General features: G+C 61.4%; 10 protein-coding genes. 1 reads left to right on the plus strand and 9 read right to left on the minus strand.

Annotated features, from left to right (window positions below):
- Positions 1 to 51: 51 nt before the first annotated feature.
- From JQ600_RS26665 to JQ600_RS26700, 8 genes are all read right to left on the minus strand, one after another.
- On the minus strand, positions 52 to 1626 hold the full coding sequence (locus JQ600_RS26665; RefSeq protein ID WP_212387618.1) for an AMP-binding protein: 1575 nt from the start codon (positions 1624 to 1626) through the stop codon (positions 52 to 54).
- 55 nt (positions 1627 to 1681) lie between these two features.
- Positions 1682 to 5026, minus strand: a complete 3345-nt coding sequence (locus JQ600_RS26670) for a carboxyl transferase domain-containing protein (protein WP_212387615.1) — start codon at positions 5024 to 5026, stop codon at positions 1682 to 1684.
- An 82-nt stretch (positions 5027 to 5108) separates the two neighbouring features.
- Complete coding sequence (locus tag JQ600_RS26675) at positions 5109 to 6323, minus strand: ABC transporter substrate-binding protein (RefSeq protein WP_312017264.1); 1215 nt, start codon at positions 6321 to 6323, stop codon at positions 5109 to 5111.
- Positions 6324 to 6423: 100 nt separating this feature from the next.
- Entirely contained in the window at positions 6424 to 7125 is a 702-nt protein-coding gene (locus JQ600_RS26680; RefSeq protein WP_212387612.1) for a TetR/AcrR family transcriptional regulator, read from the minus strand.
- Between the two features lie 195 nt (positions 7126 to 7320).
- Positions 7321 to 7833: a GNAT family N-acetyltransferase gene (locus tag JQ600_RS26685; protein ID WP_212387610.1), complete on the minus strand. Its 513-nt coding sequence runs from the start codon at positions 7831 to 7833 to the stop codon at positions 7321 to 7323.
- Between the two features lie 63 nt (positions 7834 to 7896).
- Positions 7897 to 8832, minus strand: a complete 936-nt coding sequence (locus JQ600_RS26690; RefSeq protein ID WP_212387607.1) for a glycosyltransferase family 2 protein — start codon at positions 8830 to 8832, stop codon at positions 7897 to 7899.
- Positions 8829 to 10019 (minus strand): hypothetical protein, encoded by a 1191-nt coding sequence (locus JQ600_RS26695; protein WP_212387604.1) that lies wholly within the window; start codon positions 10017 to 10019, stop codon positions 8829 to 8831. The genes JQ600_RS26690 and JQ600_RS26695 overlap by 4 nt, the downstream gene beginning before the upstream one ends.
- Before the next feature lie 76 nt (positions 10020 to 10095).
- Entirely contained in the window at positions 10096 to 10584 is a 489-nt protein-coding gene (locus tag JQ600_RS26700; RefSeq protein ID WP_312010941.1) for an NUDIX domain-containing protein, read from the minus strand.
- 103 nt (positions 10585 to 10687) lie between these two features.
- Here JQ600_RS26700 and JQ600_RS26705 point away from each other — a divergent pair, with 103 nt between their 5' ends.
- On the plus strand, positions 10688 to 11575 hold the full coding sequence (locus tag JQ600_RS26705) for a metallophosphoesterase (protein ID WP_212262537.1): 888 nt from the start codon (positions 10688 to 10690) through the stop codon (positions 11573 to 11575).
- 15 nt (positions 11576 to 11590) lie between these two features.
- On the opposite strand, the gene JQ600_RS26710 is transcribed toward JQ600_RS26705, so the two are convergent.
- Positions 11591 to 12307, minus strand: a complete 717-nt coding sequence (locus JQ600_RS26710; RefSeq protein ID WP_212387601.1) for a hypothetical protein — start codon at positions 12305 to 12307, stop codon at positions 11591 to 11593.

Raw genomic sequence — 12307 nt, forward strand, 5'->3', positions numbered from 1 at the left:
CAGGATGTGAAATCCGGGCTGCGCCCAACCCGAGAACGAACAACCGGCCCCTCACGCAAGAATGCTGCGCTTGATACGAACGCCTGCGGCCTCGCGATCCCACGTGTCGGGCGTCACTCCTTCGCGCCGGAGCGCGTGTTTTTCGACCTTGGCCGTCGGTGTCTTGGGCAGCGCATCGACAACCCGCACATAACGCGGCACCATGAAATGCGAGGCGCGTTGCTCCATGAACGAGACCAGGCCCTCCGGATCGATCGTCGTTCCCGGCTTCGGCACAACGACCACGAGAACGTCTTCCTCGCTCACCTCGTTCGGTACACCGACTGCCGCGACCTCGAGCACCGAAGGAAATGACGCAACTTCGCACTCGACCTCGAAGGACGAAATGTTCTCGCCGCGGCGGCGAATGGCATCCTTGACGCGATCGACAAAAAAGTAGTTGCCGCCGGCATCGACGCGAAATGCGTCTCCGGTATGAAACCAGCCATTGCGCCAGGCTTTCGCGGTGGCCTCGGGCATCTTGTAGTAGCCACTGAACATCGTCCACGGGCAATCGGTGCGCAGCACGAGTTCTCCAACCTGGCCGACCGGGACCTCGCAGTCATTTTCGTCGACAATCCGAGCCTCGACGCCGCTGCGCAGCCTGCCGCAAGTCCCGCGCAAGGTCGGATTGAGCTCGGACCGGATAGCAGTGGAGATCTCACTCATGTTGAAAACGGTATACACGTCGACTCCAAACCGCTCCGCAAAAGCTTGCGAGTCGTCGCCCATTGGAAGCAACATGACGCGGCGCAGCGTATGATCGCGGTCCGCCGCAGCCGGTGGCTTCCCCATCAGAAAACCGGCCATGGCGCCGACCAGAACACACGCCGTGGCTTTGAGTTTCTTGCATGTTTGGAGAAACGTATCGGTTTGGAATAGCGACAGAAACGCTATCGACGAGCCGCGTGCAAGCGCGCCATAGGCGAACAGGGTTCCACCGACGTGGAAGAACGGCAGGTTGATGATGTAGCGGTCGTCGGCACCAAGGCCCTCCATGCATTCGCGCCCCATCACGCAAAGCTGCAAATAAGACGACATGACCGCCTTGGAGGGTCCGGTTGTGCCCGACGTGTAGCAGATCGCCTGCCAGCTCCACGGTTCCAATCCGGAGACCGGCAAATCGGCAGCGGCTTCCGCCTGCGTCAGCACTTCGTACGGCAGCAGATCGATCCCGGCCTCTCGAAACCGCGCGCCATCGCTTGCGATCTTCTCTGCTGCGGTCACGACGGTCTTCAGACGGCCACGGCGGGAAATGTCTAGCAGACGATCTGCAAGGTCGGGATGGCAGATCATGATTTCGGCGTCGGAATTATCGATCACATGCTCGAGCAACGCGCCTTTGTAGCCCGTATTGATGGCAACATAGACCGCGCCGACATAGCTGGTGGCAAACCAGCTTCCAAGGCAAAGCTTGTTGTTGGGAAGCCAGATGACGACCTTGTCTTCACGCTTGACGCCGATGTTTCTCAGGCCATTGCCGATCTGCCTGGCGATCTCCTGGGTGCGCTGATACGACCACGCCTCTTCATCCTCAAACACGACGAATACCCCGTCCGGGGCGTCGCGCGCGCGATCCTCAAGCATGTACGGAAGAACACATGCCTCCCTCGAAGGCATGCGTGGATCATACCGCACATTGTCATGCTGCATGGAAGCCTCCTCCATCTAGATAATCACCCGTTTCGACCGGGCCTGGCCTGGACCGGCCCCGAAAATCGATCGTTTTCAGACCGCGCATGATCCACAGACGCGTTTCGGAAGGATCGATAACAGCATCGATTTCCAACGTGGAAGCCATGTTGACGGCTTTGCCATGCTCATGGAACTGCGCGAGTTTCTCCTCGAAAAAGCTTTGCCGTTGTTTGGGATCGGCAATGGCTTCAAGCTCCTTGCGATAGCCGAGGCGGACCGAACCTTCCGGTCCCATTCCGCCAAATTCACCCGTCGGCCATGAAGCGTTCAAGACCGGCGCATGGAAACAGCCGGCGGCCATGGCTTGCGCCCCAAGACCATAAGCCTTGCGCAGAATGATGGTCAAAACCGGAACGCGAAGCCGTGCGGCGGCGAGATACATGGCGCAGGAGGCGCGAACCTGACCTTGCTCCTCGGTCTCAGGACCGACCATGAAGCCCGGTGTGTCGCACAGCGTGAGCAGTGGCAGGCCGATCGAATTGCACAGATCCATGAAACGGGTTGCTTTTTGAGCCGCCTCGACATCGATGGCGCCACCCAGATGCGTGGCATTGTTCGCCATCACCCCAAGCGCACGGCCTTCGATCCGTATCAGAGCGGTTACAATTCCCTGGCCAAAAGCGCGGCCGAGTTCGAGGACGGATTCCACGTCGGCCAGCACCTCGATGCCCGCTCGAATGTCGTAGGTGCGCCTGCGATTTTCGGGGATGAGATGACGGAGGTGGCGTTGATCGGGGCAGCTCCACTCCGCGAGATCTCCTTGCGTGTAAGACAGGTAGCGCTTTGCGAGCGCGACTGCTTCCACCTCGGTCTCGGCTATCAGATCGATGCCGCCGTTTCGGCTCTGGACCGCGGTTGCCCCGATCTCTTCCGGTTTATAGACACCCAGGCCGCCGCCCTCGATCATCGCAGGTCCACCCATGCCGAGATTGGCATCCTTGGTGGCAATAATCACGTCGCAGCAGCCCACCAGCGCGGCGTTGCCCGCAAAGCAGCGCCCGGAGACAATTCCCACCAGCGGCACTGTCCCGCTCAATCTTGCAAATCTTGCGAAGCTTGGTGTGTCGAGACCATGCGCGGACAAGCCGTCGGTCTCTCCCGGACGACCTCCGCCACCTTCGCCGAAGACCACAATGGGAATTTTCCACCTTCCGGCAAGCTCGAACAACCGATCCTTCTTCTTGTGGTTCATCCAGCCTTGCGTGCCGGCGAACACAGTAAAGTCATAGGACATCACCAGGCAGCGTGCTCGGGTCTCGCCAAACGACGCGGCATTCACGGTGCCCAGACCCGCGACCAGACCGTCCGCCGGGCTGAGTTCGATCAACTGATCCATGGTTCGCCGCTGCCGCTGGGCGGCCACGGCGAGCGCACCATATTCAACGAAGCTGCCGGGATCGCAGAGGTCGTCGACGTTTTCGCGCGCGGTGCGCTGGCCGCGGCGACGACGCCGTGCGACCGCTGCGGGGCGCGCAGCATCGAGACCCGCAGCATGGCGTTCGATCACGGTCGCAAGATCCGGACGAATGGCATCGAGATCAACCGAAGCGCTTTCTGCCTTCCCCACGACATCGTCGAATTCGACAGGATCGAGATAGAGGAGCGGCGCGCCGGCCGAGACCGTTACGCCGACCTCGGCGGTGATTGCGCGCACGCGGCCGCCGACGGCCGAAGCGACGAGATGCTCCATTTTCATGGCCTCGACCACGGCGACGTGGTGACCCGGCCGCACCAGATCGCCCAGGGCGACATGCAAGGCCGAAACCGTGCCCTGAATGGGCGTCGCAATCGACAAGCCGTCTTCCGGGAGAAGAACGGGCACATCCTGCAGTCCGGCTTCGCCCTGCGCGTGGCCAATCCGCCCGTTTTCCTTCGCCATCAACGCGCGCTCGCACGAAACGGCGGCGAGAATCTCGCGCAAATGCTCTTCAACGTAACGCGTATCGACCTGGTTTTGCGCGACCGCGTCCGTCGCAAGCAGCGCGCGCAGAAACGGCAGATTTGTCGTTACGCCACCGATCGTGAATTCGCCGAGTACGCGTCGGCAGCGCGAGATGACGGCGGAATAATCCGGCGTCGGCGCGTGGACGATGATCTTGGCGATGAGAGAATCAAACAGGCTGCTGATTCGATAACCCGAATGTACGGCGGTATCGACGCGAACCCCCGGACCGGTGGGCGGTTCGAACTGCACGATCGTCCCGGCCGCTGGACGAACGTCTCCGCTCTCGTCCATCTCTTCGGCATTGACGCGCACCTCAACGGCAAATCCTCGCGGAGGGGAGATGTCCTGTTGACGCAATCCGAGTTCCCGCAGCGTCTTCCCTGCCGCAATCTGCAACTGGGCCTGAACGAGGTCGATGCCTGTGATCGCTTCAGTCACGGTATGTTCGACTTGCAGACGCGGATTGGCCTCCATGAAGAAGAATCCGGCCTCGCCTGGCGCGGCATTCGCCTCCACCAGGAATTCGAACGTCCCGAGACCACGGTAGGGAAAATGTGCCGCGAGGCGAATCGCAGCCGCGGTAATCCTCCCGCGAAGCGCGGTATCGAGCGTCGGGCTCGGCGCGATCTCGATCAGCTTTTGATTGCGCCGTTGCAGGCTGCATTCACGTTCGAAGACATGAGCGACATCCGTGCCGTCTCCGACGATCTGCACTTCGATATGTCTGGCAGGGCGAACCACCCGCTCGACATAGAGGTCGCCGTTTTCAAAGGCCTTCGATGCTTCGGTCTGGCACTGATTGAACGCGGCGGCGACGTCGTCATCTCTTCCGACGACCCTCATCCCGCGGCCACCGCCCCCGGCGATCGCCTTGATCATGGCGCTCTGCCCCTCAGGCAGCGCGCGCACGAAATCGATGACTTCAGCGAGGCTTGTTGCGGCGAACGTCCCCGCCACCAGCGGCACATCGAGCGACCTGGCCAGCGCGCGGGCCCGCGCCTTGTCCCCCAGTTCCTCCAGCGTGGCCGGATCGGGACCCACAAAAACCAGGCCGTTGCGCTGACAGGCCCGGGCGAAATCGGCGCTCTCGCTCAGGAAGCCGTACCCCGGATGAACCGCGTCGCAACCCGATTGAAGGGCCGCCGCAACGAGCCCATCCTGGTCAAGATACGCACGCGCTCCTCTGCCTTCGAGCCGAACAACGTCGTCCGAAAAGCGCCGGCGAGACGATTTCTCGTCGGCGTCGCAATAGGCCCAGACGGTCCGGATGCCGAGATCTGCCGCAGCGCGCGCGATACGAACGGCGATCTCGCCGCGATTGGCTATCAAAAGTGCCGAAATCGTCATTCGTCCGCCTTACCGCCGGAAGCAGCGATCGACGTCGCGATGCAGAGTTCCGACACTCTGCATCCTTCATCAATCGCGAGCTTCATTTCTTTGCTTGCGCTTCTTTCACGCTCGGACATTCGCTTTCCGAAAGCGGACGAAAAGCTTCATCGCCGCTCAAACTCTGAACCTTCTTCATGAGATCCCACGCCCCCGTGGACTCTTCCGGCTTCTTGACCTCAAACAGGTAGAAGTCCCGGAGAACGCGACCATCCTCGCGGATGCGGCCATTTTTCGTCATAAAGTCGTTGATGGGAGTCTCGCGCATCTTGGCCGCGACTTTCTGGGAACCAGTCGTTCCAGCCGCCTTTACCGCCGTGAGATAGTGCCACACCGCACTGTAGGCACCTGCCTGCATGCTGTTTGGCATCGCCTTGCGGGTAACAAAAAAGCGCTTCCCGAATTCGCGGGTCGCATCGTCCATATCCCAATAGAAAGCTTCCGATAGCAGCAGCCCCTGGGTTGTCTTCAGACCAAGCGCATGTATGTCGGTGGCGAAGGAGACAAAGGCCGCAAGATGTTGGCCACCCTGCGCAACTTGAAATTCGCCGGCCTGCTTGATGAAATTGACGAGATCCTGCCCTGCGATCGCCAGCATGACCGCCTTTGCACGGGACGCCTGGGCCTGGAGGATGAAGGAGCCGAAGTCCGAACTGTTTAGCGGCACCCGCACACTGCCGAGGATTTTGCCGCCGACGGCTTCTGCGAACCGAGTGCCGTCCCGCGCCAGCGCCGCACCGAAGGCATAATCGGCAACAACGAAGAACAACGTATCGGCTCCCGACTTGACGGTCGCTCCACCGACGGTTTTCGCCAATGCGTAGGTATCGTAGACCCAATGAAACGATGTTGGTGTGCAAGCCTTGCCGGTGAGCTCGCTCGACCCGCCGCTTGTCACGATGTCGATCTTGCCCTTCGAACTGGCGACGCCGCGGGCTGCAAGTGCGACCGCCGTATTGCCTAGTCCGGTAATCATCTCGACGTCATCAAGGTCGAGCCATCGCCTCACAATCGTCGAGGCAACGTCGGCTTTGTTCTGATGGTCCGCTGAAAGAATTTCTACCTTTCGTCCCAACACCGGTCCGAAATCGTTGGCCGCCATTTGTGCGGCCGCCACCGTACCCGGCCCCGTGACATCAGCAAAAACACCGGACAAATCTTCAAGGACACCGATGCGTATCGGCTTCTCTTGCGCATCCGCGGCCAAAGGCACGAGCGCCATCCAGAGACCGATGCTCAGGGATCTTAGTACACGCAATTGCTCCTCCCGCTCCCAGCTATATACCCAATTTATTGTTTTTATACCCGCGGGTATAACTCGAGTAGTTGCAGCTGGCAAGGCCGCCGAGGCGGTTTTCTCAGGGAGTTTCGTGCAGGCCGCGTGGGCGAGGGTCAGTTGCCCCCAGCATCGCCATCGCAAGGTCGACAATCGCCTTGGTCACTTCCTCAGCCGGCTTCGGACCTTCGGACGAAAACCAGTTGAACAGCCAGGTACCCAGTCCAGTAAGGCTCTGACCCGTTATACCCGCGTCGATGAAGTGGAATTCACCAGTTCGTCGCCCCTCTTCGAGCAACGCACTCAACACCACGTGAAAGCGCCGGCGCCTATCACGGAACTCTGCTTGAACCTTGGTCGGGAGATGCCCGGCTTCACGAAACATGACCGCGATATATTTGCGCTCGTCGATAACTCGGAGGGCAAATGCGCGCATGAACCATTGCATGCGGGTAGTCGGCGAGTCCGGTTTTCGAAGGGCCTCTTCCGCAAGCGCGCGCGCAAAGTCAGTCGTGCGACTGCAAACCTCGGCAAGAATGTCGAGCTTGCTCGGAAAATAATAGTAGATAAACGGCTTGGTCACCGAGAGTGCTGCCGCGATGTCGTCGATCTTGGTGGGACCGTATCCTTTTGAATAGAACAATTCACAGGCAGCGTCGAGAATCAGTTCCTTCTTGTATTCCAGGATGATCTTCTTGGCCCCGGGCCTGCTCTCGGCAGTCGGTCGTTTGCCTGCCGTGACAGAAGGCTTGGACTTGGCGCGCGTTCGGAGTGGTCTCGGCATGCTCGACCCATAACGCTTTTGCTTCGACAATGCGATAGTGACTTGCGGAGGTATGGGAATCGATCCCGCGCCTCGCTTCTGGGTGCTCAAGCGCGCAGGATGACTATGAGCCCTCCGGTCGGAATTGGCGCCGAACGGGTTTGGACGTTGGGATGCGCGGCTCCAGTCTGGACATCCCGCTGGAGCAGGGCGAGATCAGCGCGCCTTGCTCCAGTCCGGGCGAATGGCACCGGAGACGCCATCGAAGGCGCCGTCGACGAGTTCGGCGACCAGGAGGCGGCTGTAATCGACCGGGCCGGGCATCGTCGCCTGCCCCTTCGGCACGGCCTTGAAACCGACACGGCTGTAATAGGCCTCGTCGCCGACCAGAATAACCAGGCGATGGCCCTTTGCCTTGGCATCCGCAAGCGCGCGATCGAGCAGCATGCGTCCGACGCCGCGGCTTCGAAATGGCGGCTCGACCGTCAACGGCCCAAGCATCAAGGCGGGGGTATCGCCGATGCAAACCGGCAACTGGCGCACCGAGCCGACCATCAGCGTACCGATCCGTGCCGTGAACGACAGATCGAGCAGATGATCGACGTGCTCTCGCAGCCGGTAGGCACTCAGCACGAAGCGGCCGGGGCCAAAGGTGCGTTCGAGCAGACGTTCGATGGCCTGCGCGTCCTTTGGCGTTTCGGGCAATATGGTGACGGAAAGTTCGCTCATGGTAAGGCGCGGAATAGCATCTGGCAGCGGCGCGGTCCATTGCCGCCAGCGCTAAACCATGCCTCATTTCTTGTTGATGGCCGGTTGCGACAGATAGGCCAGCAGTTTCATCTCGCGGCGGCCGCGCGTCACCGTATCCAGCACCAGCCCCGACGAAACCGACAGCACCGCCATAATCATCAGCCCCATCGACAATACCGCGGTCGGTAGTCGCGGAACGAGACCTTGCTCGAGATAGGTGATGATGACGGGGATCGCGAGGACGACGGAAATCACCATCAGCAACACGCCGATTGCGGTGAAGAATCGCAGCGGCTTTTCCGAGCGATAGAGTTTCAGGATGGTGCCGAGGATGCGGAAACCGTCGCGCCAGGTGTTCAGCTTGCTGAACGACCCCTCGGGCCGGGCGAAATAGGGTGTCTCGATTTCGGCCACCGGCAGCGCCAGTTCGAGCGCATGCACGCTGAGCTCGGTTTCGATCTCGAAGCCGTCCGACAACACCGGAAACGATTTGACGAAGCGGCGCGAGAACACGCGGTAGCCGGAGAGGATATCCTTGAACGCCTGACCGAACACCATCGAAAGGAATCCGGTCAGCATCCAGTTGCCGGTGCGGTGACCGGGCCGGTAGGCGGCGGCCGATTGATCGACGCGAAAGCCCACTACCATGTCGAGGTGTTCGTTGACCAAGACCTCGATCATGCGTGGGGCGCTGGGGGCGTCGTAGGTCGCGTCGCCGTCGACCAGCACGTAGATGTCGGCATCGATATCGGCAAACATCCGCCGGATGACATGCCCCTTGCCCTGACGGCGTTCGCTGCGCACCTCTGCGCCGGCCGCCCGCGCGAATTCGACGGTGCGATCTCTTGAATTGTTGTCATAGACGAAGATTTCGGCCGCCGGCAGTACTTTGCGAAAATCGGAGACCACGGTCGCGACGGCCGCCTCCTCGTTAAAGCACGGCACCAGAACCGCAACTCGCAACGCTGGTGTCGTCATCGCGGACCTGCCGAATCAGGCCTGACCATGGATCGCCGATGCCGCTTCAGGGCTTTTGCCAGTTGAGGGAAGCCCGGCTCGGCGGCGGCCTCGCCGCGCAGATTGAGCGTTGCGAACAGCAGCGTCCACAGCGTGAGCATGTCGATCGGCATGATGTAATAGGGCGTGAAGATCGGATGCGTCATGAAGAAAATCAGGTTTATCACGAGATTGGCGGCCAACACGATGGCAACCCGCCTCGCACCGCCGCGATTGAAACGCCAGAGCCAGGCGGTCCATGCCGCCGCGATCGCCAGCAAGGTGAACTGCACGTCCCTGAAATACTGCCAGAGGACGCCAGCATCCAGCTCCGGCGGCGTGACGTCCTGTCCGCCATAGGTCGTCGTGAAGGGGCTGCCCGCATTGATCGCATTCGCGATCAGCGTCGGCGCCATCCCGATCAGGAACGCAACGCCGAATGCCGCCCCTTGCAGGAACGTCTCCCTGTTTCGCGCCAGCAGGAATGCGCCGGCCAGATACAGGCAATAGCCCGCCGACAGGAACAGGTTCGGCAGGCGCAAATTCACGGACAGCCCGATCAGCAGCCCCACCAGCGCGAGCAGCACAAGTCGATGCCGCGATCCATCCTTCAACAGCTTCGCGGTGAGCCAGCCCGCGAGCGCGCAGACCATCATGGTCGGCGCTATCGAATAGCTCGCCTTGGTCGGATTGATCATCAGGTAGATAGCGACATCCCCGAAGACGGCCGCCAATGCGAGCGAATACCACGTTGATGCGCAGCTCAACGCGAGCAGTGCGAAACCGGTTACCACGATCGACGCCAGAACATAGAGCGGGATAACCTGGAAGCCTTCGGGGAACAGCGCCAGCGCAAACCCGGTCCCCGGCGGATATTGAATGACGGTTTTTTTCGTCTTCTCCATCCAGACGTGGCAGGGAGCCCGCGTCGCCACGTTCCACTCGGGATAGTCGATCGCCTTCAGCTTGTTGGCGAGATATTGGTCGTCCTCGCGCTTGATGTCGGTGTTGAGCCCGTCCAGGCCGAACAGCTTGAACAGATGCGCCTGCCGCAAATAGCAGATGTCGTCATAGACCCCGCGGCTTTCGCTCCAGCGCGAGATGGTCCAGATGTTGCTCGCCAGCACCACCAGGAAGGCGAAGCCGCAGAGAAGTTTAATCAGTTTCATCCTGTCCGGCCCCGCCTCGACTGCTCCGCTTCTAGGGGCTGTGATGGCGGCACGCAACCGAGCGCGTGCGCAAAAATCAGCGCCAGGTCGCGGTCCGTGCCTTGAAATCCAACACTTCGGCGATCCGAAGGCGCGTACCTCGGGTGGTGTCCGCCGGCAGCGCAGCCGCATCGTAGAACCCGCATTCCACGATTTCGCGGTTGGGCTCCGGCAAGCGGTCCTGCCGGAATTGCCTGACGACATAGACCGCGACGTGGTCGCGGCGGGAGATATGGCCGTTGAAAAACAGACCATGCAACGCCGGCTCGTCGGTCAGCTCGATCCGCCCCTCCTCCATGAGTTCGCGCCGCAATGCTTCGAGGAACGTCTCGCCGACCTCGACCCCGCCGCCCGGCAGATGCCAGCCGGAGATATAACTGTGCCTGACCAGAAACACCCTGTTGCTGCCGTCGAGCACGACGCCGCGGACCCCAAGCGTCATGCCGCGGGCGATCCGCCAGTAAAGATGCATTACCCGCCGCAGCTGCGGCTCGAAGCGTTTTCGAAGATTCTGCAGGGCGGTCACAAATACCTCAAATGGCGGACATGATGTTTGATCCTTGCGCAGATACCGCCGGCTTGCCAATACATTGCAGGGATTCTGGCAAGGATTCCTGACGAGGTTGTTGATGGCCGCATTCACGCTGGCGCATTTGTCCGATCCGCACCTGCCGCCGCTGCCGGCGGCACGGCTGCGCGATCTCGCGGGCAAGCGCGCGCTCGGCTATCTCAACTGGACCCGCAACCGCCACAAATACCACCGCCGCGAGGTGCTCGACGCATTGGTCGCCGACATGCAGGTCCAGCAGCCTGACCATATCGCGGTCACCGGCGATCTGGTCAATCTCGCGCTGGAAGCCGAGTTCTCGCCGGCGCAGGCCTGGCTTGAAAGCGTCGGCGCGCCGCAGGAAGTCACGGTGATTCCCGGCAATCACGACGCCTATGTGCGCGCCACCAGGCATCGCTTCGCCGGAACGTTCGGCGACTATCTGCGCGGCGATGCCGGGCCCAACGGCGCGACGTTTCCGTTCGTGCGCCGGCGCGGCCCGCTGGCGTTGATCGGCGTATCCTCCGCGGTGCCGACGCTGCCGCTGATGGCCACCGGCAGGCTTGGGCGGACCCAGCTCGATGGACTGGATAGAATCCTGACGCAATTGTCGTCCGAACAGGCATTCCGGGTGTTGCTGGTCCACCATCCCCTGCATTCGGATTCCCGCATCAAGCGGCTGACGGATTCGCGGCAGCTCCGCGCGCTCTTGAAGCGCCATGGCGTGGAATTGGTGCTGCACGGGCACGACCATATTCATTCGACCATGTGGATCGAAGGCACTGACCGCCAGATTCCCGCGATCGGCGTGCCTTCGGCGTCGGCACTGGCGCACCGGCACTATCCCGCCGCGGCCTACAATCTGTTTTCGATCGAGCGCGACGGCGACCACTGGCGCTGCGTGCAGACCGTGCGCGGCTTTGGCGATGACAATGTCATCCGGCAGTTGGCGCAAGTCAGGTTGTCGTAACCGGTTCAAGCAGGGTTAGTCCCCACCGCCACCGCCGCAACCGCCGCCGCCGCCATCTCCGCCACCACCCCCATCGCTAGCCCCGCCATCGCCGCCATGGCTGGCGTCGCCATCGCCGAAGCCAGACGACGAGCCATCGACCGACGAGTCCGCGAAATCACCACCGCAGTATGCGGTGCCGCTGCCGTTCTTGCGCAACTCCTCGCAGTCGGGATGATAGACAAAGCCGTTGGGGATCTTGAACTTGCTGTCGAGCGCAAATAACAGCGGCAGCCGGCTCGGCCTGACAGGATCGATACTCTCGTACTTGCAGCAGTACCACCAGACCCGCCGCAGGCCCTCGTTGCTCTTGCTATGCTCGCTCAGCACCACCGCCGGGGTGTGATGCAGGAAACCGCCGAACGCGCGGCGGCAAAACGCATCATACTCGCGCGTGTAGAGGATAAACTCGTGCCACAGATCGTCCGCGACTTGCGAGGGCATCGAGACGTAGCGCTTGCCGCTCATGAGATAGGCGAGGAAAAACTGCCGCAGGCCCCGCGAGACCAACGCGCTGTCCTTGCGCTGGAAGCCCGGGTAATGCTGCTCCAGCCGCTGCAGCAGCCCGCGCGGCCAGCGGAAGGTGCGGATATATTCGGCACGCCTCAGCGTCAGCCATTTGCCGTACAGGCTCGCGGCGATGACCAGGACGATCACCGCCACGATGGCGTTGCCGATGATGATGGCTGGCAC

This window comes from Bradyrhizobium sp. AUGA SZCCT0176 (assembly GCF_018130145.1).
GTDB lineage: Bacteria > Pseudomonadota > Alphaproteobacteria > Rhizobiales > Xanthobacteraceae > Bradyrhizobium.